This window comes from Rhodococcus sp. LB1 (assembly GCF_001583455.1).
Classification (GTDB): domain Bacteria; phylum Actinomycetota; class Actinomycetes; order Mycobacteriales; family Mycobacteriaceae; genus Rhodococcus_F; species Rhodococcus_F opacus.
Genome location: NZ_LTCZ01000157.1, coordinates 13,680 through 40,607, shown reverse-complemented (window position 1 = coordinate 40,607; position 26,928 = coordinate 13,680). Strand labels below are relative to the sequence as shown.

Sequence of the window (26,928 nt, the reverse complement as noted above, 5' to 3'; positions counted from 1 at the left end):
CCGTCACCGGCCGACGTCCCGGCGTCGGAATCCGGTGACGGCGGCGAGGAACAGGGCCGCCGCGAGAAGCAACAGAACCGCGAGGGGAGTCGCCGAGAAACTCTCGGCAGGCAGGGCCGGCGTGTAGTGGAAGGGGGAGAGCACCCCGAACCAGTCCGGGAGCACTTCCCCGAACATTCCGGCGACGAGAACGTAGCCCAGGAATGCCCACAACGCCGGCAGCGCGCGGGGAATCAGGCCGTAGACGGCTGCGCACGCACCGACGATCACCAGTACTGCCGGCACGGTGTTCAGGGCCGCGCCGATCAGCCGGCCGAGCGCGCCCGCATCGGACAGCGTGAACGCCGCGGTGATCCCCATGCCGACCCCTGCCGCCACCGTGATCGCGACGGCCGCACCGGCGATCACGGCCAGCTGGCCACCGAGCCACGACGCCCGGGACACCGGGGTGGACAGTGCCTCCTCGGCGCGACCGGACGATTCCTCCGAGCGGATGGATATGACGGCACCGACGGCGTACATCGCCGCCATCACCACCAGGAACACCAGATACAGGGCGAACGCACCGTCGGCGGCCGCCGCGGCGCCACCCGGCAGCAGCTGTGCGAGATCGGGATCCTGGTCGATGAAGTCGCTGATCTGCCTGCCGAGTGAACCGATCGGCAGCGACAGCGCGAACACACCGACACCCCAGGCGAGGATCTGGCCGCGCTGCTGACGGGCCGCCAGCGCGGTGACACCGGTCAGGCGGGGCGACGCCTCGGCGCGCCCGCCCCGCGGCGCGAGGAGCCCCGCCCCGACGTCCCGGCGACCGATGGCGGCATACGCGCACCCGACGGTCAGCGCCGCCGCGACGATGCCGATCAGCAACGGCCACCACCGTTCGTCGACGTAGGCGCGAGTGGCCTGCGACCAGCCGATCGGCGACACCCACGTCAGCAGGCTCCCGCTGTGTCCCTGTTGCACGTCGCCCACCGCACGCAGCAGATACGCGACGGTGATCGCGGAGATCCCGACACCGCTTGCAGTGCGGGCGTGTTCGGTGAACTGGGACGCCAGCGCTGACAGCGAGGTGAACACCAGCCCCACCACCAGCACACCCGCGGACATGTTCAGCGAACCCGCCGGAGGCAGACCCACGGCGAGCAGTCCGATGACGAGCAGAAGCGCGACGAACACATTGGCGAGCGCCGCGGAGATCAACCCCGCCGTGATTCCCGCGTATCGCCCGACGCCGCCGGCGCGTACCAGTTCCGTGCGCCCGGTTTCCTCCTCCGTCCGCAGATGCCGCGTCACCAGCAGCACCGACATGATCGCCACGGCCACCATCGTCATGCCGGCGATCTCGTTGGCGACCATCGCACCGAGCGTGTAGTCGTCCAGGCCGTATCCCGGCCCGGCGAGAGCCGTGGCGGCCGGGGACGAGATGAGTTCGGCGCGGGCCTGCCGGGATTCGGCGGTCGGGTAGATGGTGGAGTAACTCGACGCGATCAGGACGGTGAGGCCCGCCACCGCGACCGTCCACACCGGAATCCGGACCCGGTCGGTGCGCACCGCCAGTTCGGCGAGCACCCCCGTTCCGCTCAGTCGGCTCATTGGGGCCGTCCGATCCCGAGTGCCTCGACCTCGTCGCGGTACTCGCGGAGGAACAGGTCCTCGAGCGTCGGCGGGTTGGCGGTGATCGAGACGATGCCCAGCCCCGTCAGTGTGGTCATGACCGGATCGATCTGATCGGAATCGACGTCGAACGTCACCGTGTTCGCATCCTCACCCTTCTGCAGGTTGTGCACGCCGGGGACGTTCGCGATGGGAGTGGGCCTGATCCGGGTGGTCGCCGTCACCGTGGTGCGGGTGAAATGGCGCAGTTCGGACAGTGTTCCCGCCTGCACGGTCCTGCCCGCGCGAATGATGGTGACGGCGTGGCACAGCGCGTCGACCTCGGCGAGGATGTGGCTGGACAACAGCACTGTGCGTCCGCTACGGGCGAATTCGGTGATGCATTCCTGAAACACCGCCTCCATCAACGGGTCCAGGCCCGACGTCGGCTCGTCGAGGATGAGGAGTTCGGTGTCGGCGGCGAGCGCCGCCACGAGGGCGACCTTCTGCCGGTTGCCTTTCGAATAGGTGCGGCCCTTGCGGGTGGGGTCGAGTTCGAACCGCTCGATCAGCGACGCGCGACGGACCGGATCGAGTCCGCCGCGCAGCCGCCCGAGGAGGTCGATCGCCTCGCCGCCGGACAGGTTGGGCCACAGGTTCACGTCACCCGGAACGTAGGCGAGTCGCCGATGCACGGGAACGGAGTCGTGCCACGGATCGGAAGCGAGAACGGACGCCGAGCCGCCGTCGGCGCGCAGCAGACCGAGGAGCACCCGGATGGTCGTGGACTTGCCCGAGCCGTTGGGTCCGAGGAATCCGTGCACCTCACCCGACTTCACCTCCAGATCGAGGCCGTCGAGGGCGAGGACTTCGCCGAACTTCTTGGTGAGTCCGCGGACTGAGATCGCAAGGTCCATCGGTCGAGCATAGGTGCGCACCGATCCGCTGTCCGACTCAGTGCGCGACAGCGGTCACGGGCGCGAATCGCGGATCCGCCCCAGTGCCTTACGCACGACTTCCGGATCGGACGTCTCCCAGAACGGTGGCAGCGAGGCCCGCAGATACCCGGCGTAGCGGGCCGTGGCGAGCCGCGGATCGAGGACGGCCACCACACCCTTGTCGTCGACGCTGCGTAGCAGACGTCCCACACCCTGGGCGAGCAGCAGCGCCGCGTGATTGGCTGCGACGGAAAGGAACCCGTTTCCGCCGCGCGACTCGACGGCCTTCTGCCGGGCGACCAGCAACGGGTCGTCGGGGCGGGGGAAGGGGATGCGGTCGAGGATCACGAGGCTCAGCGACGGTCCCGGCACGTCGACACCCTGCCACAGCGACAGCGTGCCGAAAAGCGACGTCGGCTCGTCGCCTGCGAACGCCCGGACGAGGGCGCCCGTCGAGTCGTCGCCCTGGCACAGGATCGGGGTGTCGAGCCGGTCGCGCATCGCCTCGGACGCGGCCTTGGCGGCCCGCATCGAGGAGAACAATCCCAGCGTGCGCCCGCCCGCCGCCTCGACGAGTTCGGCGATCTCGTCGAGATACGTGGGGGACAGGCCGTCCCGCCCCGGCGGCGGAAGCTGCTTCGCGATGTAGATGATGCCGGCGCGGGCATGGTCGAACGGCGACCCGACATCGAGGGCGTTCCATTTGAGCGTGCCCGAATCGGACGGCGCCTCGGAGCCGGTGGCCATCGCCGGATCGATCACGACGGACGATTCGGCCGGAAGTCCCCAGTTGACCGCCAGGCCGTCGAACGATCCGCCCACGGTCAGCGTGGCGGACGTCAGGACCACGGTCGATTCGGCGAACAGCCGGGAACGCAGCAGCCCGCCGACCGACAGCGGCGCCATCCGCACCACCCGGCGGATCGACCCGCGATTGTCGTCGGCGGCCAGCCACACCACGTCGTGACGCTTGGCCGGATCCGGCTCGTCGAAGGCGCTGAGAACGCGGACGGCGCTGTCGTGTACCTCCTCGACCGAGGCGAGTGCGGTGTTGCGTGCCGCCGCGGCCTCCGGGTCGCTCAACGCCATACCGGGACGGGACGGCCCGATCGCCGTGCGCAGCGACCAGGCGGCGTCGCGGACCGCGGCAAGAGCGGGGGCCGCGCCGGGCGGCAACGCCTCCCACCGTTCCGGCCGCAACTCCTCGAGGAGCGCGGCCCAGCCCTCGCCCGCAGCCTCGAGGCGGTCTGCGTCCTGCTCCTCGACGAGCTTCGCGCAGCGCCGCGCCGCGGCACTGATCGTCGACGCCGCCAACTCCGCGGTGGCGACGTTCGTGACGCGGTCGACCAGTTCGTGCGCCTCGTCGATGACCACGACGTCGTGTTCGGGGAGGATCGCGATCCCGGTGATGGCGTCGATGGCGAGCAGGGCGTGGTTCGTGACCACGACGTCGACCTGCGAGGCCTCCGCGCGGGCCCGCTCCGCGAAGCAGTCCTCGCCGACCGGGCACCGAGACTTGCCGAGGCATTCGCGGGCGGTGACGCTGACCTGGCGCCACGCCTTGTCGCTGACTCCGGGGGCCAAGTCGTCGCGGTCGCCGGTCTCGGTGTCCGAGGACCACTCGGTGAGGCGCTGGACCTCCCGTCCGAGCCGCGACACCGCGAACGGGTCGAACAGCTCGTCCGTGGGAGGCTCCTCGGCGGACCCGGGATGGATCTTGTTCATGCACAGATAGTTGTTGCGGCCCTTGAGGATCGCGAAGTGCGGTCTCCGTCCGAGCGAGCCCTCGAGCGCGTCCGCGAGCCGCGGCATGTCGCGGTCGATCAGCTGACGCTGCAGTGCGATGGTGGCCGTCGAGACGATGACCGTCTTCCCGCTCTGCACCGCATGCCGGACGCTCGGCACCAGATAGGCGAGGGACTTGCCGGTGCCAGTCCCGGCCTGGACGGCCAGATGCTCCCCGGTGTCGATCGAATGCGCGACGGCGGAAGCCATGGTCAGCTGGTTGGACCGCTCGGCACCGCCCAGCGACCGCACCGCCGTGCGCAACAGCTCGGGGACGTTGGGGAGGTTTTCAGGCACCCGAGCAGGTTACTCGGGACCTACGTCAGAAATCGTCACGCGGTCCGAGGGGGTGTCTGCATCGCGGCCCACGAGGCGCACCCCGGCGGCCCGCATCGCGGTGATCGCGGCCTCGACGGTCGCGGGGGCGACGCCTGCAGTGAGGGGGAGGTGGACGCGCGTCGGGAATCCGGCGGCCACGGCGTCGAGAGCCGTCGCGACCACGCAGTGATCAGTGGCGATCCCCACGACGTCGACCTCGGTGACTCCGGCCGCACGCAGCCATTTCTCCAGGCTCTGGCCGTCGGAGTTCTTGCCCTCGAAGCCCGAGTAGGCCGCCGAGAACTCGCCCTTGGAGAACACCGATTCGATGCTGCTCAGGTCGAGGTCGGGGTGGAAGTCCGCGCCGGACGTTCCCGATTTGCAGTGCACCGGCCACGTGTCGACGTAGTCCGGTTCGTCGGAGAAGTGGTGGCCCGGCTCGATGTGGTGGTCGATCGTGGCCGCGACGGCGTCGTATTCGGTCGCCGCCAGGAAGCGGCTGATCGCGGCCGCGACCGCGGAACCGCCGTCGACGGCGAGGGAGCCGCCCTCGCAGAAGTCGTTCTGGACGTCGACCACGAGCAGCGCCCGCCGGAGGTCGGTGTTCTCGATGTCGGTCATGGTGCCCTCCTGGGTTCGGGTTCGGCGAAGCGCACCGGGATCGCGGGCTCGCCGTGGGAGAGCTTCAGGCCCTCCCAGGGCAGGCTCACGAGGCCCGCCGCCAGGAGGGATCTGCTGTCTTCCAGGGTAGTCGTGTCGCAGACGGTCTCACCGCCCCGCACCAGCGGGACCAGCAGTTCCCGCGCCTCGAGGCCGGCCGAGCCGGGTGCGTCCGAGTGTGCCGAGTACACGACCTCCTCCACCAGGGTTCCGGTGTCACGGGCGAATCGCAGCGCCCGCTTGGTGCCGCCCCGCGACGCCTTGTTGCTGCTCCTCTTCTCGACGGGGATGCCGTCCACCTCGACGAGTTTGTAGACCATGCCGGCGGTCGGCGCGCCGGAGCCGACGACGACGGACGTGCCGACGCCGTAGACGTCCACCGGTTCGGCCCGCAACGCGGCGATGGCGTATTCGTCGAGGTCGCCGGAGACGACGATCTTCGTCCCGGTCGCACCGAGGTCGTCGAGCTGCCTGCGGACCTGCCGGGCCAGGACGCCCAGATCGCCGGAGTCGATCCGGACGCCCCCGAGTTCGGGGCCCGCGACCTCGACGGCGGTCTTGACGCCCTCGGTGATGTCGTACGTGTCGACGAGGAGCGTGGTCCCGACTCCGAGTGCCGCGACCTGCGCGCGGAACGCCGCCGCCTCGTCCGGCCCGTCCGGGGTGGTGTGCAACAGGGTGAACGCGTGCGCGCTGGTACCCGCACCGGGTACTCCGTGCCTGCGGACCGCCTCCAGATTCGACGTGGCCGTGAAACCCGCCAGGTAGGCGGCGCGGGAGGCCGCCACCGCGGATTCCTCGTGGGTGCGCCGCGAACCCATCTCGATCATGGGGCGTCCGTCGGCAGCGCTGACCATGCGTGCGGCGGCGGACGCGATCGCGCTGTCGTGGTTGAGGATCGACAGGCTCAGCGTCTCGAGTAGGACGCATTCCGCGAACGTTCCGCGGACGGAGAGGATCGGGGAGCCGGGAAAATAGAAGTCGCCCTCCCGGTAGCCGTCGATGTCCCCGCCGAAGCGATAGTCACGCAGCCATGCGACGGTCACCTCGTCGAGGAAACGGGACACGATCTCGAGTTCCCGCTCGCCGAAACGGAAGTTCGACAGCGCGGCAACCAGACGGGCGGTGCCGCCGACGACTCCGTAGCGGCGGCCGTCGGGGAGCCGGCGGGCGAACACCTCGAAACTGCAGCGTCGGTGGGCGGAACCGTCGGCGAGGGCCGCCGACAACATCGTCAACTCGTACTGGTCGGTGAACAAGGCGGTGCTGTCTCTGGACACCCGGCCACTGTAAGCCGCGGTGTCGCCCAGTGGAGGAGCGTCGTACCCTGGTGTCATGGCTCATTGCTCGACGACAGCTCCATTCGTGGATGCCATGCCGGCATCGCCGCAGGTCACCCCTGCAGAGTCGGAGGTCGCCGAGATCGATGAAGCCAATGATCGTCCCTGGATCACCGTCGTGTGGGACGATCCGGTGAATTTGATGCACTACGTCACCTACATTTTCCAGAAGCTCTTCGGGTACAGCAAAGCCAAGGCCACGGAATTGATGATGCAGGTTCATTCCGAGGGGAAGGCCGTGGTGTCGAGCGGCTCCCGGGACAAGGTCGAAAACGATGTACGCAAGCTGCACGCGGCCGGCCTGTGGGCCACGATGCAGCGTGACGGCAGCTAACTTTCCGTTCGGACAGTAAGGAACTCGGTACACGACGTGCGGATGTGGAGCAGGAAGAACTCGCTCGGCGGTGTGAAACTGCGTTCGGAGATGGACGCGCACGAGGCCACGGTGCTGCGATCGCTGGTCGCCTCCGTCCTCGGCCTCCTCGAGGAGCGGGCCGCGTCCGCCCCGGAGGACGAACTCGCGGCGCTCACCGGGATGCGGACGGGCAACACGGCGGCACCCGACGAGGAGGTCCTCGCCCGGCTGCTACCCGACTTCCACCGTCCCGACATGGACGCGCCGGACGACGACGAGATCCGCGCCGAATCGAAGGCCGACATCAACGGTGCGCTGCGCGGACTCCACGAACCGGAGATCATCGACGCCAAACTGGCGGCGGGCTCGGTCATTCTCCACACGGTGCCCGAGAACGGCGGCAAGGTGCTGCTCACGCCGGAGCAGGCCGACGCCTGGCTCAGCGGTCTCAACGACGTCCGGCTGGCGCTGGGCACCAACCTGGGCATCGACGCCGACACGCCCGACGAACTCGATCCCGCCGATCCCCGCGCACCGCACCTGGACATCTACCACTGGCTGACCTGGATGCAGGACTCGCTCGTTCAGGCACTCGCGCCGTGACGGCCACGACGCCGGGCCGCACCGATTCGCTCGTCGATGTGGTGGGCCTGAGCGTCGGGCACCACCACGAACTCGACGGCGACGCCACGCTCGGAAGCGGCGCCGCCACCGGGTGCACCGTGGTCCTCGCGCCGCACGGCGCGACCGGAGCGGTCGACGTCCGTGGCGGGGGACCGGGCACCCGGGAAACCGACCTTCTCGACCCCAGCCACAGCGTCCGGAGGGTTCACGCGATCGTCCTGACCGGCGGCAGCGCCTACGGACTCGCCGCCGCGGACGGCGTCATGCGGTGGCTCGAGGAGCACGGTCACGGAATCGCCATGGGGGAGCCCGATCAGGTGGTTCCGATCGTTCCCGCCGCCGTGATCTTCGATCTACCGGTCGGTGACTGGCGCACGCGCCCCACCGCCAAATTCGGTTACCGGGCAGCAGATTCCGCGTCCCACACCGTGCTCTCCGGTTCGGTGGGCGCCGGAGTCGGTGCGCGTGCGGGCGCGCTCAAAGGGGGTGTCGGAACGGCGAGCGTCGTCGTCACGGACGGTCCGGCGAAGGGCATCACGGTGTCCGCGCTGATGGTGGCCAATCCCGTCGGAACCGTGTTCGACCCGGCGACCGGACTGCCCTGGGGTGTCGCCACCGTGGGTGCAGCCGCATTCGGGCTCAGACCCCCGGACGCCGCCGAGGTGTCGGCGGCGCGCGAACTGATCGCCAAGAGCACCGTCCTCAACACGACCATCGGGGTCGTCGCGACCGACGCCGTCCTGGGGAAGGCGGCGTTACGCCGCGTCGCCGTGGCGGGCCACGACGGGCTTGCCCGCGCGATCCGGCCGGCGCACTCGCCGCTCGACGGCGACACGATCTTCGCGCTCTCCACCGGTATCCACCCCGTTCACCACCCGCCGGGAGTGCCCGACGCGTTCCCGCCCGACCTGCCCGTCGTCGACGCCGTCTGCACCGCCGCCGCCGAAGTGGTGGAGAAGGCCATCGTCGACGCCGTCCTCAGCGCCACCCCGGTCGCGGGAATTCCCACCTACCGCGAACTGTTCCCCTCTGCACTGCGTTCCTGAGGTACGCGTTCCTGAGGTACGCGTTCCTGAGGTACCGGCCGGTCGGTGGCCGACTCGCCGGTGCGCACCTAGGATGGCGCTCACGGAGGTGGATGACGTGCTGGTGATTCGATCGGACTTCGTCGAGGCGATGGTGGCGCATGCGCGCGCCGACCACCCCGACGAGGCGTGCGGGGTCATCGCCGGGCCGGAAGGCTCCGACCGCCCCGAACGGCACATCCCGATGATCAACGCCGAGCGTTCGCCGACGTTCTACCGCTTCGACTCGGGTGAGCAACTGAAGGTGTGGCGGGCGATGGACGACGCCGACGAGGTGCCCGTCGTGATCTACCACTCGCACACCGCCACCGAGGCGTACCCCAGCCGGACCGACATCTCCTTCGCGTCCGAACCGGACGCCCACTACGTGCTGATCTCCACCCGCGACCCCGACGCCCACGAACTGCGCAGCTACCGCATCGTCGACGGTGTCGTCACCGAGGAACCCGTCGACGTGGTCCAGAGCTACAAGTTCGCCCACACGTCCGTGGCAGACATCCCCGACAAGTGACGGTGCCGTCCCTCGCGACGGGCCCGCGGCATGCAAAGACACCCACATCCCGAGGAGCCGACCATGGCTGTCACAGTTTCGATCCCCACCATCCTGCGTACCCACACCGGCGGTGAAAAGCGGGTGGAGGCAACAGGTCCCACACTCTCCGCCGTCATCGACGATCTCGACGGCAACTACGGCGGCATCAAGGACCGCCTGATCAACGACGGCCGCCTGCACCGCTTCGTCAACGTGTACGTCAACGACGAGGACGTCCGATTCTCGGGCGGACTCGACACCGAGGTGGCCGACGGGGACTCCGTGACGATCCTGCCCGCCGTCGCCGGAGGCTGATCGCGGCCGTGGCGCGGTTCGATTCGCTGATCGACACCCTGGGCGACACACCCCTCGTCGGGCTGCCCCGCCTGTCGCCGAGCTGGAACGGCGCTGCGCCGGTCCGCCTGTGGGCGAAGCTCGAAGACCGCAACCCCACCGGTTCGGTGAAGGACCGGCCCGCTCTCCGCATGATCGAGCAGGCCGAGAACGACGGCACCCTGACACCCGGCGCCACGATCCTCGAACCGACCAGCGGGAACACCGGGATCTCGCTCGCGATGGCCGCGAAACTCAAGGGCTACCACCTGATCTGCGTGATGCCCGAGAACACGTCCGTGGAACGCAGGCAACTGCTCACGATGTTCGGTGCGCAGATCATCGACTCACCCGCGCGCGGTGGATCGAATCAGGCTGTCGCCGTGGCCAAGGAGCTGTCCGCGGAGCATCCCGACTGGGTGATGCTGTACCAGTACGGCAATCCCGCGAATGCGCTGGCGCACTACGAGACCACCGGCCCCGAGATACTGCGCGACCTTCCCGAGATCACCCACTTCGTCGCGGGTCTCGGCACCACCGGCACCCTGATGGGTGTGGGACGCTACCTCCGCGAACACGTCGACGGCATCGAGATCGTGGCGGCCGAGCCCCGCTACGGCGAACTCGTGTACGGCCTCCGTAACATCGACGAAGGCTTCGTCCCCGAGTTGTACGACGAATCCGTCCTCACCTCGCGGTTCTCCGTCGGCCCCGCCGACGCCGTCCGCCGCACCCGGCAACTGATCGACAACGAAGGCATCTTCGCGGGCATCTCGACCGGCGCGATCCTCCACGCCGCGCTGGGGGTGGCGCGCAAGGCCGTCAAGGCCGAACGCGCGGCGAACATCGCGTTCATCGTCGCCGACGGCGGATGGAAATATCTGTCGACCGGCGCATACGGCGGTACGGTCGAGGAAGCAGAAGAAGCACTGGAAGGGCAGTTGTGGGCATGACGACAGGGGTGTGTGGATCATGACTTCGTCGTTCGACTCCTCGCGATTCGGCTCGCCGGTGCCCAGGGGCGGCGCGTCGCCGGCACCGAAGTCGAAGCCGCTGTGGCTGCAGTCCGCAATCCTCATCGGCACCTTCACGATGCTGCTGTACGTCATCGAGATCGTCGACGTGGCGTCCGACGAGCGACTCGAAGAGAACGGAGTCGGGCCGCGCTCCGTCGACGGGCTGTGGGGGATCCTGTTCGCCCCGGTCCTGCACGACGACTGGGCACACCTGTTCGCGAACACCGTCCCGCTGCTGGTCCTCGGGTTCCTCGTGCTGCTGTCGGGCATCGCCCGCGGCCTCGCCGCCACCGGGATCGTCTGGGTGGTCGGAGGTCTGGGCACCTGGTTGACCGGTGGATCCTATTCCAACCACATCGGCGCCTCCGTCCTGATCTTCGGCTGGCTCGCCTACCTGCTGGTCCGGGGAATCTTCGCCCGCAGCCTCGGCCAGATCCTCGTCGGCGTCGTGGTGTTCGTCGTCTACGGCAGCCTGCTGTGGGGTGTGTTGCCCAGCGCTCCCGGTGTGTCCTGGCAGGGACATCTGTTCGGCGCCGTCGGCGGTGTCGTCGCGGCCTGGCTGCTCTCCGCGGACGCCAGGAAGCAGCGGGCCCGGAAAGCGGTGGGGCCACAATCGTTCGGGTGATCACCTCGGGATGAGGCACGTGCGATCCACCGGCGTGTACGGCGCATCCGACCGCTGCGAGTAGGGCCTGCTGGTACGCTCCACCCGAGATCCGGGCACCCAGGAACTGCGTAGTTCAGAGCTGTCGACAGTGTCGTCACGGAGGGCCGGTGGAGGTGGTTCGAACTCACGGGTTCGCGCACACGCCGCGTCGCCGACGTCCGGGCGTGCCCAGCGGCGGATCTCCGTCGCCGCACCCCACCGCACCCTCAGGAGTTGATCATGGCTGTCACAGTTTCGACCCCCGACGTCGACGGCGAGTGTCCGTCCGTTCGCTGTGTAGTCACGGGAGGCTGATCGCTGCCGTGGCAAGGTTCGATTCGTACATCGACACTCTCGGGAACACACCTCTGGTCGGCCTGCCCCGGCTGTCGCCACGCTGGAACGGCAGCAGCCCGGTGCGGCTGTGGGCCAAACTCGAGGATCACAATCCCACCGGTTCGATCAAGGATCGCCCGGCGCTACGCATGATCGAGCAGGCAGAACGGGACGGCCGTCTCACTCCCGGTGCGACGATTCTCGAATCGACCAGCGGCAACACCGGTATCTCCCTGGCGATGGCCGCCAAACTGAAGGGCTACCAGCTGATCTGCGTGATGCCCGAGAACACGTCGATGGAGCGCCGCCAGCTGCTGACGATGTTCGGCGCGCGGATCATCGACTCTCCGGCCGCGGGTGGTTCCAACGAGGCCGTCGCCGTCGCGATGCGGCTGTCGGACGAGAATCCGGACTGGGTACTGCTCTACCAATACGGCAACCCGGCCAACGCGATGGCACACTACGAGACCACGGGGCCGGAAATCCTGCGGGATCTTCCCGAGATCACCCACTTCGTCGCGGGGCTCGGCACCACCGGGACACTGATGGGTACGGGCCGGTTTCTCCGCGAGCACGTCGACGGCGTCGAGATCGTGGCCGCGGAACCGCGCTTCGGGGAAATGGTCTGCGGTCTCCGCAACATCGAAGAGGGATTCGTTCCGGAACTGTACGACGAATCGGTACTCACCCGGCGATTCCGGGTACGTCACGCCGAGGCGATCCAGCGCACCCGCGAGCTGATCGACGTCGAGGGAATCTTCGCCGGTACGTCCACCGGCGCCAATCTCCATGCCGCACTCGATGTGGCACGGTGCGCCGTCGAGACGGGGCAGCGGGCCGACATCGCGTTCGTGGTCGCCGACGCCGGATGGAAGTACCTCTCGACCGGCACCTACGACCCACAGGTCCGGGTCCTCGAAGAGGCATGGGAACGGTAACGGCGGCGGATCCGCGGTAGATCGGCATGGTCAGGTCACAGTTCCCCATCGGTTGTGAGGTCGACGCGCCAATTCGGTCGGAAGCTTTTTCCGAAACGGGTCGTCGTGGCAGCATGGCGGGTATGCGCATTACCGTCCTGGGGTGTTCAGGGAGCGTCTCCGGACCAGACTCACCTGCATCGGGTTATCTGTTGACCGCGCCGGACACACCGCCGCTGGTACTCGACTTCGGACCCGGTGTCCTCGGTGCGCTCCAGCGGTTCGCCGATCCCGGCGAGGTCTCCGTCCTACTCAGCCACCTGCACGCGGACCACTGCCTGGACCTCCCCGGACTGCTCGTCTGGCGTCGCTATCATCCTCACCCGCCGAAGGGGCGCGCACTCGTCTACGGCCCGTCCGACACCGCCCGCCGGATCGGCGTCGCGTCCGCGGAGTGCGGCGGCGACATCGACGACATCTCCGACACGATCGACCTGCACCACTGGGCCGACGGCGAACCGGTCACGTTCGGCGACCTCACCATCACCGCGCGCCGGGTCAACCACCCGCCCGAGGCGTACGGGTTCCGCGTGACCAACGGCGCCGGGCGCACCCTCGTGTACACCGGCGACACCGGCATGTGCGAAGAAGTGATCGACCTCGCCCGCGCGGCCGACGTACTGCTCGCCGAGGCGTCGTGGACACACAGTCCGGACCGGCCCGAAGGGATCCACCTCTCGGGCACCGAGGCCGGTCAGGTCGCACACCGCGCCGGTGTCGCCGAACTGCTGCTCACCCACATACCGCCGTGGACGTCGCGTGAAGACGTCATCGCCGAGGCCAAGGCCGAATTCTCCGGCCCCGTGCACGCGGTGTCCGCGGGCGGCGTCTACACCGTCTGAAGCCGTGTGCCCGCCCCCCGGACGGGGGCGACTAGGCTCTCTGCCGTGACCACACGAGAAGACGGTAGGGCGGACGACGAACTCCGCGAGGTCAAGATCACCCGGGGTTTCACCACTCATCCCGCGGGATCGGTGCTGGTGGAATTCGGAAACACCAGGGTGATGTGTACGGCCAGCGTCGAGGACGGTGTTCCCCGCTGGCGTCAGGGTTCCGGACTCGGCTGGCTGACGGCCGAGTACGCCATGCTGCCCGCCGCCACCCACACCCGCAGCGGCCGAGAGTCCGTCAAGGGCAAGGTCGGTGGACGGACCCAGGAGATCAGCCGGCTGGTCGGACGCTCCCTCCGCGCCTGCATCGACCTCGCCGCCATCGGTGAGAACACCATCGCCCTCGACTGCGACGTGCTGCAGGCCGACGGCGGGACTCGCACCGCCGCCATCACCGGCGCCTACGTGGCCCTGGTCGACGCGGTGACCTACCTCCGCGCCGCCGGCCGTCTCGCCGACCCCCAGCCGATCTCCTGCGGCATCGCCGCGGTGAGTGTGGGCGTCGTCGACGGCCGTGTGCGCCTCGACCTGCCGTACGAGGAGGACTCGCGCGCCGAGGTCGACATGAACGTGGTGGCCACCGACACCGGTACTCTCGTCGAGATCCAGGGCACCGGCGAGGGCGCGACGTTCCCGCGGAGCACGCTCGACAAACTGCTGGATTCCGCGCTCGCAGGGTGCGAGCAGCTGTTCGAGATCCAGAAGGCCGCACTCGAACTGCCCTACCCCGGTGTGCTTCCGGAGCCGAAGGTCCCGGAGACGTCGAAGAAGAAGTTCGGGAGCTAGCTCGGTGCCGGGAACCACACGAGTGCTGGTGGCGAGCCGCAACGCGAAGAAACTCCGGGAACTGCATCGGGTGCTCGCGGCAGCCGGTGTCGACGGAATCGAACTGGTCGGACTCGATGCCGTGCCCGAGTACCCCGAGGCCCCCGAAACGGGTGCGACGTTCGAGGAGAACGCCCTGGCGAAAGCGCGCGACGGTGCCGCCGCAACCGGATTGCCCTGTGTCGCAGACGATTCCGGAATCGAGGTGGACGCACTGAACGGCATGCCCGGAATTTTGTCCGCACGGTGGTCGGGCACGCACGGAAACGATCCCGCGAACACCGCCCTGGTCCTGGCTCAGCTCGGTGACGTGCCCGACGACCGCAGGGGAGCGGCGTTCGTCTCGGCGTGCGCGCTCGTGGTGCCCGGCGGCGAGGAATCGGTGGTCCGCGGCGAATGGCGGGGGAGCATCGCCCGCGAGCCCGTCGGCGACGGCGGGTTCGGCTACGACCCGGTGTTCGTGCCCGACGGGGACACCCGATCGGCCGCCCAGCTGTCACCCGAGGAGAAGGACGCGTCCTCGCACCGAGGGCGGGCGCTCGTTCAGCTCGTCCCCGCCCTGGCGGCGCTCACCGGGCGCTGACACTCGCTACGCTTGACGGGAGGAGGTTTCTCATGTCGCCGATGATGGTGCCGCAGACACCGCTCGCCTGGCTGACCTACGTGATCGCGATGATCACCGGGCAGCCGGTCGTCATGTGAGGGAGCCGACCGGTTCGATCAGAGACCGAAGTCGCGGCGGACCTGCTTGGTCCGCTGGTGCTCCACGTAGAACGACAGGAACGGAATGGTGCCCGCGAGTAGCGTTCCGACCGTCCGGCCCGCGGGCCAGCGCACCTTGACCGCCAGGTCGAGCGTCACCAGCAGGTAGACGAAGTACACCCAGCCGTGGACCACGGCGATCCAGGTGGGCAGGTTGTCGACCTTGAAGATGTACTTGGCCACCATCTCTGCGGTGAGGACCAGCAGCCACACACCGGTGGCGTAGGCGAGGACGCGGTAGCGCAGGAGCGCGGGGGCGATCTTCTTCTGCTTCGCGGTGTCTGCGACCGAACCGGCAGTCGTCTCGTCTTGGCCCGTGCTCACGTGGTGCTCCTATCGGTCTCGCGAGCGGACAGCTCGGCGAGGTACTGGTTGTACTGCGAAATCTGCCGGCTCTCGAGATCGTCCGGATCATCGTCCTCGGCCACCGAGGGGCGAGGGGGCAAGACGTCTGCCGGGATCTCCCGCAGTTCGGTGGGAGCATCCGGGACGTCGGCGGGGTCAGCCGGTTCGGCGTCCTCGAGCTGCACGAATCGCCGAAAGGCGTAGACGAGGAACGCCGCGAACAGCGGCCACTGGAACGCATATCCGAGATTCTGGCCGGTCCCGCCCACCGCTTCGAAACGTGTCCACTGCCACCAGCCGAGTGCAAGGCACCCGACAGCCCCGACGACCACCAACAGAATCAGCGCGGGGCGGCGTTGCTTACGGTTACCGGACACGTAACGACGGTACCTGAATCGCTGAATGCGCTGCTAGGAGAGGTTGCCGCTATGGCGGCGGTCACAGCCGCCGGAGGCGCCCGACGAGCCGTCGATCCAAGCGAAACAGGGCCGCCGAATCGGCAGGGAAACCCGAGAAGTGCGCGAGGGGGGACTTGAACCCCCACGTCCGTTGGACACCACATCCTAAGTGTGGCGCGTCTGCCATTCCGCCACTCGCGCGCGAGGACAGACTACGCCACACCTCGACAGGAGCCCATCCTCGGATCAGCCTGTGTGCTCACCACCCTGTGTCCAGCGATTTCGGCCGGCCCACGTCGGTGTCTGACTGTGACAATTGGGGCAGAGGAACCGGATCTGATGCAAACGTGAGTCGAGGGGATCACCGTCAATGTGGTCGACGTGCAGAGTCAAGGGGCTTCCGCACCAGTCGTCGCCGAGGCCGCAGAGAACACATTTGTATTCGACCCCGGCCTCGATCAGGGCCCGGCGCAACAGATGTGGTTTCACGCGTGCGCTACCTGGTGGTCGTTCCACGAGAATCTCCTCCCACGACATGCGATTGCGAGCCGGCTTGCCCTTGGTGTGTGCGCTCCCGGTGAAGTGCGTCGTATCGATTCCGAACCTCTTGATCTGTCGACTCAGGTGAGCGTGTGTCCCACCCGCGGGTTTCAGGCCGAGGTAGCGCATGACGCCGGCCACGCTCGTCGATTCCGCGACCGCCTGCTCGAGCGCTTCTCGCGTGTACTTCATCTCGCACTTGCCACCCGCCGCTGCGCGCGCTGGTGCCGCCAGACGGCGTGGGTGAAGGTGGCGGGCGTGATCTCGAGCCGCACTGCTGCGGAGGCGACGAGGTGTTCGGCGTCTGCCGTCGATGGGGGTGCTTCGAGATCGAGCGCCTCGCCGAGGAACTCGCACACCAGGCGGTGAGATTCGGCGGTGCGGATGCCGAGTTGCATGGCGAGGCACTCCCAGGTGGCGGCACCGAACCCGGGCACCCCGACGATCGCGTTCCGCTGGGCCTCGTCGTCGCGGAGATCCGCCGAGGTGGTGCAGCCCAGCTCGGCGAGCGAGCGTGCCGCCGAGGCGACGGCCTCGGCCTTGGTGGTGTAGTTCCCCGGTACTCGCTGCCGGTTGTTCAGGACGGCCAGGAGGCCTTCGGGTTCATCGGCGTGCGCGGCGAGTGCCGTGAGGTCGTCGAGGGGTGCGGCCCGGTGATCGCGCCAGCGGGTGATGACGGCGCGAACCCCCGTGGTGGGTGTGCCGTACGTCGCGCGTGCGGAGAACGCGGCATCGAGCAGCCCGGCTTCGATCTCGTGCGGCCAGCCCTCCGTCCAATGCGGCCAAAGCTCTCGCGGCAGTTCGGCGGCGACGTGATCGAGTAGGGCGCGGACGTGGGCTGTGCTCATTTCTTCCCCCCGGAGAATGGCTGTCGGCAGTTCCTGGATTCGAACATTAGTGCGAGGGTCCGACAGGTTCGCTTTCGCTGGGCGCGGACCCGGATTCGGGGGCGCGGACCTGCATGAACCTGGGGCTTCGTCAAGGTGGTAACAGATTGATAACGATTAATATGAGGCTTTCCTCAGGTTCTTGGACGTCCTTGCACCGCCTCCGTACAGCGCGGACGCGATCTACCCACCGGTCACTTCGCGGGAGATCTGTGAGGGACATCACGCGATATTTCTCCGATGCACGGCTGTGACACCGGGGCGGCTCGTGAACGTGAGGAAATCCTCATGATTCTGTGTCAACCTTGAACAGCCCGGAAGAGCTGATCAGAGCCGATACAGCTGGCACACGATGCCGAGGGCGGCAGACACTATCCCCACCTCCCCCCAGAGGGGACCAGGAGAGGACATACGCGTGACGATTGACGACACGACACCCGCAGGAAACGGAAAAAACTCGAAGGGTTCGCGGCGCATCGGCGTAGACCGGGACGACACTCGGTCGTCGAGCAAGGGCACCCTCGTGGATCGTCTGCTCGGAGGTGAGCCGTACGCGCTCGCCTTCGGTGGTCAGGGTGCACCCTGGCTGAGCTCGCTGGAGGAACTGAGCCGCGACAACGGACTCGAGCCGGCACTCACCACGATCGTCAACGACGCGGCCGACTACCTGGCCCCCGTGGCGCAGGAACTCCTCGTCGTGCGCCCGGTCGGATTCGACCCCATCGCGTGGATCCTCGAGCAGGAACTCGCCGACGAAGAGGACGGCGCCCAGGCGGCCGGACCCTCCGCGGCAGCGCTCACCTCGGCGGCGGTGTCTCTCCCCGGCGTCTTCCTCACCCAGATCGCAGCGTTGCGTGCGCTGGCTGCTCAGGGCCTCGATCCCGCGGTTACGGCTCCCGTGTCGGTGATCGGCCACTCCCAGGGACTCCTCGCCGCGGAGGCCGTTGCCTCCTCGGGTCAGAAGGACGGCGAACTCCTCGCCCTCGCTCAGCTCATCGGTGCGGCCGCCGGCCTCGTCGGCCGTCGTCGCGGAGTGATTGCCGCCGCCGACTCCACCCCGATGCTGGCTGTCTCCAACGTCGACCCGGAACGACTCCGTCAGATCGTCGAGGAGCTCGCCGAGGGCCTCGAGCCCGAGCGTGCTGCCGTCCTCGGCATCCGTAACGCCCGTCGCCGCGTCGTGCTGTCCGGCCCGCCCGCCCAGCTGGCACGCGTCCAGCAGCGGTGCGAGCAGATCGAGGCCGACGAGGCCCGTGAGCGCGACGCCAAGAAGCGTGGCGGCTCCATCTTCGCGCCCGTCTTCGAGTCCCTCGCGGTCGAGATCGGCTTCCACCACCCCGCACTCGCGGAGACGATCGACATCGTCGGCCAGTGGGCCGTGCGCTGCGGTCTCGACGAGGAGAAGGCCCGCGCTCTCACGAGCGCCTGCCTCGTCGATCCCGTCGACTGGGTCGCCGCCGTCGACAGCACCCTCGAAGCCGGTGCCGCGTGGATCCTCGATCTCGGACCCGGTGACCTCCTCACCCGTATGACGTCGGCCAGTGTCCGCGGCCAGGGCGTCGGCATCGTCGCCGCCGCGACCCGTGGCGGTCACCGCAACCTGCTCACCCCCGGCGCAACCCCCGAGGTTCCCGCCGCGTGGACCGAGTTCCTCCCGAAGCCGGTGTCGCTGCCGGGCGGCCGCATCGGCGTCGAGACCGCATTCACGAAGCTGACCGGTCGTTCGCCGATCCTGCTCGCCGGCATGACCCCGACCACGGTCGACCCGACGATCGTCGCCGCAGCAGCCAACGCAGGCCACTGGGCCGAGCTCGCCGGCGGTGGCCAGGTCACCGAGCAGATCTTCGCCGACAACGTCGAGAAGCTCACCGGGCTGCTCGAGCCGGGCCGCGCCGTGCAGTTCAACTCGATGTTCCTCGACCCCTACCTGTGGAAGCTTCACGTCGGTGGCAAGCGCCTCGTGCCGAAGGCCCGCGCCGCGGGTGCCCCGTTCGACGGTGTCGTCGTCACCGCCGGTATCCCCGAGCTCGAGGACGCCGTCTCGATCATCGGCGACCTCACCGATGCCGGTTTCAGCTACGTCGCGTTCAAGCCGGGCACGGTCGCGCAGATCCGCTCGGTCATCCGCATCGCCAACGAGGTTCCCTCGTTCCCCGTCATCGCCCACATCGAGGGCGGCCGCGCCGGTGGCCACCACTCGTGGGAAGACCTGGACGACCTGCTCCTCGACACCTACGCCGAGCTGCGTACCCGGCCGAACCTGGTCCTGTGCGTCGGTGGCGGCATCGGCACGCCCGAGCAGGCTGCCGACTACCTGACCGGCCGCTGGTCCGTTGCACACGGCTTCCCGGCCATGCCGCTCGACGGCATCCTGGTCGGCACCGCCGCCATGGCCACCCTCGAGGCGACCACCTCTGCCGAGGTGAAGCAGCTCCTCGTCGACACCCCCGGTACTCCGGACTGGGTCGGAGCAGGCACCGCCGAGGGCGGCATGGCCTCCGGCCGTAGCCAGCTCGGCGCCGACATCCACGAGATCGACAACGCCGCGTCCCGCACCGGCCGTCTGCTCGACGAGGTCGCCGGTGACGCCGACGCCGTCGCCGAGCGTCGCGACGAGATCATCGAGGCACTGAACATCACGGCGAAGCCGTACTTCGGCGACGTCGCGACCATGACGTACGAGCAGTGGCTGCGCCGCTACCTCGAGCTGGCTGTCGGCATCGACGCGGCGAAGGCATTCGACTGCGGCACCGACGTCCAGGACGCCATCACCGAGGCCACCTCGAGCCCGTGGCTCGACATCACCTGGCGTGCGCGCTTCGGTGAGATGCTGCAGCGCACCGAGTCGCGTCTGCACCCGGTCGACCGTGGCCCCATCCCCACCCTGTTCGCCGACGACGCGATTCTCGAGCGTCCCGAGGCAGCCGTCTGCGCCCTGCAGGCGCAGTACCCCGACTACGCCACCACGGTTCTGCACCCCGCCGACGTCTCCTTCTTCGTCTCGCTGTGCAAGACCCCCGGCAAGCCGGTCAACTTCGTGCCCGTCGTCGACGGTGACGTCCGCCGCTGGTGGCGTTCCGACTCGCTGTGGCAGGCACACGATCCCCGCTACACGGCCGACCAGGTCTGCGTCATCCCCGGCACCGTCGCCGTCGCCGGCATCACGCGCGTCGACGAGCCTGTCGGCGAGCTGCTGGACCGCTTCGAGAAGGCCACGTACGACGAGCTGGTCACCGCCGGTGTCGCGCCGCTGTCGCTGCCCGCACGTCGTCACGCGGACATCGCCCGCGGCCTCCTCGACACCGTGCTGTCGGCTCCCGACATCCAGTGGGCCTCGCGCCTGACGCTGAACCCGGTTCGCCGGCTCGGTGACCTCGACAAGTGGTCGATCGAGTCCGACACCCTCGCGGTGCACGAGACCACCGGTGCCGAGCTGTCCGTCATCGACGACCAGCAGGTGCTCCTCACCGTCCCGCTGGTGGCAGCCAAGTCCGTCCAGATCATCATCACCGTTCCCGCGTCCGTCGCGGACGGTGGCGCTCCCGTGGTCACCGAGGCCGACGCCGAGAAGTCGATGACCGCACTCCTCGCGGTCGCTGCCGGTCAGGAACTGCCCGCCGTCAAGAATGGTGTCGCACGCCTCAACCTCGCCTGGACGCCCGACCTGGTCGCCGACCATGCCGGTGTCACCGGCTCGGGTCTGCCCACGACGCTGAGCGTCAGCGGCAAGGCCGTCCCGGACGTGGTCGTCGGCGCTTGCTGGCCGGCCGTGTTCGCCGTGCTCGGTGCTGCCAAGACCGAAGACTCGCTGTCCGTCATCGAGGGCATGCTCGACCTGGTCCACCTGGACCACGGTGTCGATTTCGTCGGCGAACTGCCTTCGGAGACCAGCATTCTCGTCGTCAAGGCCGAGGTCGCCTCGGTTCTCGACACCGACCTGGGCCGCGTCGTCGAGGTCAAGGTCGAGGTCGGCGCCATGCTCGGCGAGGGCCTGGACGCGCCTGCCGTCGTCACTCTGTCGGAGCGCTTCGCGATCCGCGGCCGCACCGGCAAGGGCGAACTGTCCGACCCGGCCCGCGCCGGTGGCTCGCTGAGTGACGAGGCCGTCGACACCCCGCGTCGTCGTCGCCGCGACACCACGATCGTCGCTCCCCGCAACATGGGCTCCTTCGCCCAGGTGTCGGGCGACCACAACCCGATCCACACCTCCGACAACGCGGCACTGCTCGCCGGCCTCGGCAGCCCGATCGTGCACGGCATGTGGCTCTCCGCCGCTGCTCAGCAGGTCGTCACCGCCGTGGATCCGGCCGAGACCAAGACGCCGCCGCGTCGCCTCACCGCCTGGACCGCACGCTTCCTGGGCATGGTTCGCCCGGGCGCCGAGATCGATGTCCGCGTCGACCGCATCGCGGTGGACCGTGGCGCCGAGATCGTCGAGGTCGGTTGCCGTATCGACGGTGAACTGGTGATGGTCGCAACGGGTCGCACCGCCGCCCCGAAGACCGTCTACGCGTTCCCCGGACAGGGCATCCAGCGTCCCGGCATGGGCCTCGACGCCCGCGCCCGCTCCAAGGCCGCCCGTGAGATCTGGGACCGCGCCGACAAGCACACCCGCAAGGCCCTCGGCTTCTCGATCCTCGCCGTGGTCCGCGACAACCCGACGGTCGTCAAGGCCCGCGGTGTCGAGCACAAGCACCCGGACGGCGTCCTGCACCTGACCCAGTTCACCCAGGTCGCGATGGCGACGCTCGGTGTGGCTCAGGTCGCCGAGCTCCGCGAGTCCGGTGCCTTCGTCGAGGGTGCCCTGCTCGCAGGCCACTCGGTCGGTGAGTACAACGCTCTCGCCGCCGTCGCCGGTGTGCTGCCTCTCGAAGCTGTTCTCGAGGTGGTCTTCCAGCGTGGTTCCGCGATGCACGCACTCGTTCCCCGCGACGAGGCCGGCCGCTCCGACTACCGGATGGCTGCCATCCGCCCGTCGCAGATCGGTCTGGCCGACGACGACGTCGAGGCGTTCGTCGCCGGTGTCGCCGAGGCGACCGGTGAGTTCCTGCAGATCGTGAACCTGAACCTGCGTGGCTCGCAGTACGCCATCGCCGGTACCGTCGCCGGACTCAACGCGCTGGAGGTCGAAATCGACATCCGCCGTGAGGCTTTCGGTGGCAAGCGCGCGTACATCATGGTCCCGGGCATCGACGTCCCGTTCCACTCGACGGTGCTGCGTGGCGGCGTCGACGACTTCCGCGGACGTCTCGAGGAACTGCTTCCGCAGGACATCGACCCGGCCATCCTGATCGGGCGTTACATCCCGAACCTGGTCCCCAAGCCGTTCTCCCTGAAGAAGGAGTTCGTGCAGGAGATCGCCGACCTGGTGCCGTCGAAGCCCCTCGACAAGGTGCTGAAGGACTTCGACTCCTGGGCGAAGAAGCCGGTTCAGCTCACCCGCGTGGTCCTCACCGAGCTCCTGGCCTGGCAGTTCGCCAGCCCGGTGCGCTGGATCGAGACGCAGGACCTGCTGTTCGCCGACGAGTCCGAGGGTGGACTGGGTGTCGAGCGGTTCGTGGAGATCGGTCTGGGCTCCGTCCCGACCGTCGCGAACCTCGCGTCGCAGACCCTGAAGCTGCCGGGCCGCTTCGGCTACCCGGTCGAGGTCCTCAACATCGAGCGTGAAGCGTCCATCGTGTACTCCACCGACGTCGATCCGGCGCCGGTCGAGGACGACGAGCCCGCAGCACCCGCAGCCGAGGCGCCCGCCGCATCGGCTGCACCCGCCGCCGCCCCGGCCCCGGCCGCTGCACCGTCCGGCGGACCGCGTCCCGACGACATCGCGTTCAAGGCCGCTGACGCCACCAAGGTCCTGATCAGCCTGTGGACCAAGCTCCGTCCCGATCAGGTCGGCCCCGTCGACACGATCGAGGCGCTGTGCGACGGTGTGTCCTCGCGGCGTAACCAGCTGCTCGTCGACCTCGGCTCCGAGCTCTCGCTCGGCGCGATCGACGGTGCCGCTGACGCCGACATGGGCTCGCTCGCCGGCACGGTCGACTCCCTGGCCCGCACGTACAAGCCGTTCGGCCCGGTGCTGTCCGACTCGATCAACGATCACCTCCGCAAGGTCTTCGGCCCCTCGGGTCGTCGTCCGGCGGCCATCGCAGACCGTGTGAAGAAGGTCTGGGAACTCGGCGACGGCTGGGCGTACCACGTCACCGCAGAGGTGGCGCTCGGAACCCGCGACGGTTCCAGCATCCGTGGTGGTGACCTCGGTGGTCTGGCCGGCGGCGGTCTCGCCGACGGCGCCGCAGTGGACGCCGTCATCGACAGCGCAGTGGCCGCAGTGGCCTCGCGCCGCGGGATCAGCGTCTCCCTCCCGTCCTCGGGTGGCGGAGCCGGTGGCACCGTCGACGCCGCGGCACTGGGCGAGTTCACCGAGCACATCACGGGCCGCGACGGCGTGCTGGCCTCGGCCGCCCGCCTCGTGCTCGAGCAGCTCGGCTTCGCAGGCGACACGGCGACGGCAGCGCAGCCGACCGACACCGAACTCGTCGACCTCGTGTCGGCGGAACTCGGTTCCGACTGGCCGCGCCTGGTCGCTCCGGCGTTCGACGCCAAGCGGGCGGTCCTGCTCGACGACCGCTGGGCCAGTGCACGTGAGGACCTCGCTCGTCTGTGGATCGACGCGGCAGGCGTGGAGTCTCTCGAGATCGAAGGCTTCGCCGGTGCAGGCAAGTCCGTTGCGGCGCAGGCCGCATGGTGGCAGGCCCGCGCAACCGACGAGGGTCGCACGGCTCTGGCCGAGAAGTACGGACGCATCGCGGAGGCGGCAGTCGTCGTCACCGACGAGACCCCGGAATGGGCAGACCAGGTCGCCGTCGTCACCGGTGCCAGCAAGGGCTCCATCGCGGCCTCGGTCGCAGGCAAGCTCCTCGCCGGCGGCGCGACGGTCTTCGTGACCACCTCGCGTCTCGACGACAAGCGTCTCGGCTTCTACCGCGACCTCTACCGCCGCAATGCTCGCGCCGGTGCCGCCCTGTGGGTGGTCCCCGCGAACATGGCGTCCTACACGGACATCGACGCGCTCATCGAGTGGATCGGTGAAGCGCAGTACGAGACGGCCGGTGGATCGAAGAAGCTCGTCAAGGAAGCGGTCACCCCGACGCTGCTGTTCCCGTTCGCCGCGCCCCGCGTGGCAGGCGACCTCGCCGACGCCGGCGCCCGCGCCGAAATGGAGATGCGCGTTCTCCTGTGGTCGGTGGAGCGCCTGATCGGCGGACTGTCGAAGATCGGTTACGACCGTGACGTCGACACCCACCTGCACGTGGTCCTGCCCGGTTCCCCGAACCGCGGCCTGTTCGGTGGCGACGGTGCGTACGGCGAGGCCAAGGCCGCGCTGGACGCAGTGGTCGGCCGCTGGAAGGCCGAGCGCAACTGGGCCGAGCGCGTCACCCTGGTGCACGCTCTCATCGGCTGGGTCCGCGGAACCGGCCTCATGGGCGGCAACGACCCGCTGGTCGAGGCCGTCGAAGGTGCCGGAGTCCGTACCTGGTCCACCCAGGAAATGGCCACCGAGCTGCTGCAGTGGTGCGAGCCCGAGGCACGTCGCCTCGCCTCCACCGAGCCGCTCGCGGCCGATCTGACCGGTGGGCTCGCCCAGGCGAACCTGGACCTGCCCGCGCTGGCGAAGCAGGCTCAGGAAGCTGCGACCGCAGCTGCCGAGGCCGACGCGGATGCGGACGAGCTCGAGACCATCGCGGCTCTGCCCGCCCCGCCGCGGGTCTCCGCGTCGGTGGCACCGGCCTGGTCCGGCGTCACTGCGGCTCCGGAGGACCTCGTCGTCATCGTCGGCGCCGGTGAGCTCGGACCGTTCGGCTCCTCGCGTACCCGCTTCGAGATGGAGGTCGACGAAGAGCTTTCGGCGGCAGGCGTTCTCGAACTCGCCTGGAACACCGGACTCGTCGTGTGGGAGACCACGCCGTCCGCAGGCTGGTACGACGCCGAGACCGGGGAACTGGTTCCGGAGGCCGAGATCGCGGACAAGTACCACGACACGGTCGTCGAGCGCTGCGGCATCCGCCGCTACGCGGACGACGGCGCCATGGTCGAGAACACCGCACCGCTCCTCACGTCGGTCTTCCTCGACAAGGACCTGAGCTTCGTCGTCAGCACCGAGGCGGAGGCACTGGCCTTCGTGGAGGCCGACCCGGAGAACACGGTCGCGACCCCGGTTCCGGACAGCGGTGACTGGCAGGTCACCCGCCGTGCGGGCACCGAGATCCGCGTCCCCCGCAAGATGAAGCTCACGCGGAGCGTGGGTGGTCAGATCCCGACCGGATTCGACGTCACCAAGTGGGGCATCCCCGCCGACATGGCCGACTCCGTCGACCGCGTGGGCCTGTGGAACATCGTCGCCACGGTGGACGCGTTCCTCACCGGTGGGTTCACGCCCAGCGAACTGCTGCGGTGGGTGCACCCCTCGCTGGTCGCCAACACCCAGGGCACCGGCATGGGCGGCATGACTTCCATGAGGTCGCTGTACATCGACACGCTGCTCGGCGAGAACCGGCCGAACGACATCCTGCAGGAAGCCCTGCCGAATGTGATTGCGGCGCACGTGGTCCAGTCCTACGTCGGCGGTTACGGCGCCATGGTTCACCCGGTTGCGGCGTGCGCCACGGCCGCGGTGTCCGTCGAAGAGGGCGTCGACAAGATCAAGCTCGGCAAGGCCCAGCTCGTGGTCGCCGGCGGGTTCGACGACCTCAGCGCGGAAGGCATCATCGGATTCGGTGACATGTCCGCCACGGCCAAGACCGACGACATGCGGGCCAAGGGCATCGACGACCGTCGATTCTCGCGGGCCAACGACCGTCGTCGCGGCGGGTTCGTCGAGTCGCAGGGTGGTGGCACGATCCTGCTGGCCCGCGGTGACCTGGCACTCGAGATGGGCCTGCCCGTCCTCGGTGTGGTCGCCTACGCCGGCTCGTTCGCGGACGGTGTCCACACGTCGATCCCGGCTCCCGGAATCGGTGCGCTCGGTGCGGGTCGTGGGGGAGCGAATTCGCAGCTCGCCCAGTCCCTCGGCAAGCTCGGTGTCAGCGCCGACGACATCTCGGTGATCTCCAAGCACGACACGTCCACCGCGGCCAACGATCCCAACGAGGCGGAGCTGCACGAGCGCCTCGCCGGGGCACTCGGCCGCAGCGACGGTGCGCCGCTGTTCGTGGTCTCGCAGAAGAGCCTCACCGGACACGCCAAGGGTGGTGCCGCAGCGTTCCAGCTGATCGGTCTCTGCCAGGTGCTGGACCAGGGCATCGTTCCGCCGAACCGCAGCCTCGACTGCGTCGACGAGAAGATGGCCGAGTTCGAACACCTCGTGTGGGCTCGGGAGCCGCTCCGCTTCGGCGAGCAGTTCCCGCTGAAGGCCGGTCTGCTGACCAGCCTCGGCTTCGGGCACGTGTCGGGCATGGTCGCGGTCGTGCACTCGCAGGCGTTCGTCGAGGCCATCCCGGCCGACAAGCGTGAGGCGTACCTCGAGCAGGCACGCAAGCGCACCGTCGAGGGTCAGCGTCGACTGGCGAAGGCCATGGTCGGCGGCGGCAGCCTGTACGAGCGTCCGGCGGATCGTCGCTTCGGCGGCGACAGCGTCCCGGCTGCGGCGTCCCGTCAGCTCGAGGCGGACGTCCTGCTCACCGAGGCCGCGCGCCTGGGATCGGACGACGTGTACAGCTCGGGTCTGCCCGGCTGCAAGTAGG

The 26,928-nt window shown here is 68.9% G+C and carries 21 protein-coding genes and 1 tRNA gene; 12 read left to right on the top strand and 10 right to left on the bottom strand.

The window, feature by feature from the left end; genetic code table 11:
- Window positions 1-3 precede the first annotated feature (3 nt).
- From AZG88_RS22010 to AZG88_RS21990, 5 genes are read right to left on the bottom strand one after another with little or no spacing between them, the layout of a single operon-like run.
- A complete protein-coding gene (locus AZG88_RS22010) occupies window positions 4-1,596 on the bottom strand; it encodes an ABC transporter permease (protein WP_061699038.1) in 1,593 nt (530 codons plus the stop codon).
- Window positions 1,593-2,513: an ABC transporter ATP-binding protein gene (locus AZG88_RS22005; RefSeq protein ID WP_061045763.1), complete on the bottom strand. Its 921-nt coding sequence runs from the start codon at window positions 2,511-2,513 to the stop codon at window positions 1,593-1,595. The genes AZG88_RS22010 and AZG88_RS22005 overlap by 4 nt, the downstream gene beginning before the upstream one ends.
- Before the next feature lie 54 nt (window positions 2,514-2,567).
- Window positions 2,568-4,616, bottom strand: a complete 2,049-nt coding sequence (locus AZG88_RS22000; protein ID WP_061699036.1) for an ATP-dependent DNA helicase — start codon at window positions 4,614-4,616, stop codon at window positions 2,568-2,570.
- Between the two features lie 9 nt (window positions 4,617-4,625).
- A complete protein-coding gene (locus AZG88_RS21995; RefSeq protein ID WP_061045764.1) occupies window positions 4,626-5,258 on the bottom strand; it encodes an isochorismatase family protein in 633 nt (210 codons plus the stop codon).
- Window positions 5,255-6,634 (bottom strand): nicotinate phosphoribosyltransferase, encoded by a 1,380-nt coding sequence (locus AZG88_RS21990; RefSeq protein ID WP_061045765.1) that lies wholly within the window; start codon window positions 6,632-6,634, stop codon window positions 5,255-5,257. Before AZG88_RS21990 ends, AZG88_RS21995 begins: the two co-directional genes overlap by 4 nt.
- On the opposite strand from AZG88_RS21990, the gene clpS reads away from it, so the two are divergent.
- The 11 genes from clpS to rdgB all read left to right on the top strand — a co-directional run bounded on the left by clpS (window position 6,633) and on the right by rdgB (window position 14,839).
- Entirely contained in the window at window positions 6,633-6,971 is a 339-nt protein-coding gene (gene clpS, locus AZG88_RS21985; RefSeq protein ID WP_005248322.1) for an ATP-dependent Clp protease adapter ClpS, read from the top strand. The genes AZG88_RS21990 and clpS overlap by 2 nt on opposite strands.
- A gap of 36 nt (window positions 6,972-7,007) precedes the next feature.
- Window positions 7,008-7,595, top strand: a complete 588-nt coding sequence (aosR, locus tag AZG88_RS21980; RefSeq protein ID WP_005248321.1) for an oxidative stress transcriptional regulator AosR — start codon at window positions 7,008-7,010, stop codon at window positions 7,593-7,595.
- Window positions 7,592-8,662 carry a P1 family peptidase gene (locus AZG88_RS21975; RefSeq protein ID WP_061699033.1) on the top strand — a complete coding sequence of 357 codons (1,071 nt, stop codon included), beginning with the start codon at window positions 7,592-7,594 and terminating at the stop codon, window positions 8,660-8,662. The genes aosR and AZG88_RS21975 overlap by 4 nt, the downstream gene beginning before the upstream one ends.
- Window positions 8,663-8,792: 130 nt before the next feature.
- Complete coding sequence (locus AZG88_RS21970) at window positions 8,793-9,212, top strand: Mov34/MPN/PAD-1 family protein (RefSeq protein WP_231914128.1); 420 nt, start codon at window positions 8,793-8,795, stop codon at window positions 9,210-9,212.
- Between the two features lie 63 nt (window positions 9,213-9,275).
- Entirely contained in the window at window positions 9,276-9,548 is a 273-nt protein-coding gene (locus AZG88_RS21965) for a MoaD family protein (RefSeq protein ID WP_009474135.1), read from the top strand.
- 8 nt (window positions 9,549-9,556) lie between these two features.
- Window positions 9,557-10,519, top strand: a complete 963-nt coding sequence (locus AZG88_RS21960; protein ID WP_005262003.1) for a PLP-dependent cysteine synthase family protein — start codon at window positions 9,557-9,559, stop codon at window positions 10,517-10,519.
- A 19-nt stretch (window positions 10,520-10,538) separates the two neighbouring features.
- Window positions 10,539-11,207 carry a rhomboid family intramembrane serine protease gene (locus AZG88_RS21955; protein WP_061045798.1) on the top strand — a complete coding sequence of 223 codons (669 nt, stop codon included), beginning with the start codon at window positions 10,539-10,541 and terminating at the stop codon, window positions 11,205-11,207.
- Between the two features lie 344 nt (window positions 11,208-11,551).
- Entirely contained in the window at window positions 11,552-12,502 is a 951-nt protein-coding gene (locus tag AZG88_RS21950) for a PLP-dependent cysteine synthase family protein (protein WP_025432973.1), read from the top strand.
- 122 nt (window positions 12,503-12,624) lie between these two features.
- Entirely contained in the window at window positions 12,625-13,383 is a 759-nt protein-coding gene (locus AZG88_RS21945; protein WP_179443392.1) for a cyclic nucleotide-degrading phosphodiesterase, read from the top strand.
- Between the two features lie 45 nt (window positions 13,384-13,428).
- Window positions 13,429-14,217, top strand: coding sequence for a ribonuclease PH (gene rph / locus AZG88_RS21940; RefSeq protein ID WP_005248301.1), 789 nt, complete (start codon window positions 13,429-13,431; stop codon window positions 14,215-14,217).
- Window positions 14,218-14,221: 4 nt separating this feature from the next.
- Complete coding sequence (gene rdgB / locus AZG88_RS21935) at window positions 14,222-14,839, top strand: RdgB/HAM1 family non-canonical purine NTP pyrophosphatase (RefSeq protein WP_061699031.1); 618 nt, start codon at window positions 14,222-14,224, stop codon at window positions 14,837-14,839.
- A 137-nt stretch (window positions 14,840-14,976) separates the two neighbouring features.
- Here the strand turns inward: rdgB and AZG88_RS21930 are convergent, their stop codons facing one another.
- From AZG88_RS21930 to AZG88_RS21910, 5 genes are all read right to left on the bottom strand, one after another.
- Entirely contained in the window at window positions 14,977-15,342 is a 366-nt protein-coding gene (locus AZG88_RS21930; protein ID WP_005248298.1) for a DUF3817 domain-containing protein, read from the bottom strand.
- Window positions 15,339-15,740, bottom strand: coding sequence for a hypothetical protein (locus AZG88_RS21925; protein ID WP_061699029.1), 402 nt, complete (start codon window positions 15,738-15,740; stop codon window positions 15,339-15,341). The genes AZG88_RS21930 and AZG88_RS21925 overlap by 4 nt, the downstream gene beginning before the upstream one ends.
- Before the next feature lie 140 nt (window positions 15,741-15,880).
- Window positions 15,881-15,962: transfer RNA gene (locus AZG88_RS21920), tRNA-Leu, on the bottom strand.
- A 45-nt stretch (window positions 15,963-16,007) separates the two neighbouring features.
- Window positions 16,008-16,493 (bottom strand): HNH endonuclease signature motif containing protein, encoded by a 486-nt coding sequence (locus AZG88_RS53905; protein WP_061699027.1) that lies wholly within the window; start codon window positions 16,491-16,493, stop codon window positions 16,008-16,010.
- The gene (locus AZG88_RS21910) at window positions 16,490-17,149 is read right to left on the bottom strand and encodes a hypothetical protein (RefSeq protein WP_061699025.1); all 660 of its coding nucleotides are present in this window, start codon (window positions 17,147-17,149) and stop codon (window positions 16,490-16,492) included. Before AZG88_RS21910 ends, AZG88_RS53905 begins: the two co-directional genes overlap by 4 nt.
- Window positions 17,150-17,603: 454 nt before the next feature.
- On the opposite strand from AZG88_RS21910, the gene AZG88_RS21905 reads away from it, so the two are divergent.
- Window positions 17,604-26,927: a type I polyketide synthase gene (locus tag AZG88_RS21905; RefSeq protein WP_061699023.1), complete on the top strand. Its 9,324-nt coding sequence runs from the start codon at window positions 17,604-17,606 to the stop codon at window positions 26,925-26,927.
- The last annotated feature ends 1 nt before the right edge of the window (window position 26,928 follow it).

Coding starts and splice junctions, on each gene's coding strand:
- AZG88_RS22010 (WP_061699038.1), bottom strand. CDS start 1,596: ATGAGCCGACTGAGCGGAACGGGGGTGCTCGCCGAACTGGCGGTGCGC.
- AZG88_RS22005 (WP_061045763.1), bottom strand. CDS start 2,513: ATGGACCTTGCGATCTCAGTCCGCGGACTCACCAAGAAGTTCGGCGAA.
- AZG88_RS21995 (WP_061045764.1), bottom strand. CDS start 5,258: ATGACCGACATCGAGAACACCGACCTCCGGCGGGCGCTGCTCGTGGTC.
- clpS (WP_005248322.1), top strand. CDS start 6,633: ATGGCTCATTGCTCGACGACAGCTCCATTCGTGGATGCCATGCCGGCA.
- AZG88_RS21990 (WP_061045765.1), bottom strand. CDS start 6,634: ATGACACCAGGGTACGACGCTCCTCCACTGGGCGACACCGCGGCTTAC.
- AZG88_RS21970 (WP_231914128.1), top strand. CDS start 8,793: ATGGTGGCGCATGCGCGCGCCGACCACCCCGACGAGGCGTGCGGGGTC.
- AZG88_RS21965 (WP_009474135.1), top strand. CDS start 9,276: ATGGCTGTCACAGTTTCGATCCCCACCATCCTGCGTACCCACACCGGC.
- AZG88_RS21955 (WP_061045798.1), top strand. CDS start 10,539: ATGACTTCGTCGTTCGACTCCTCGCGATTCGGCTCGCCGGTGCCCAGG.
- AZG88_RS21945 (WP_179443392.1), top strand. CDS start 12,625: ATGCGCATTACCGTCCTGGGGTGTTCAGGGAGCGTCTCCGGACCAGAC.
- AZG88_RS53905 (WP_061699027.1), bottom strand. CDS start 16,493: ATGAAGTACACGCGAGAAGCGCTCGAGCAGGCGGTCGCGGAATCGACG.
- AZG88_RS21910 (WP_061699025.1), bottom strand. CDS start 17,149: ATGAGCACAGCCCACGTCCGCGCCCTACTCGATCACGTCGCCGCCGAA.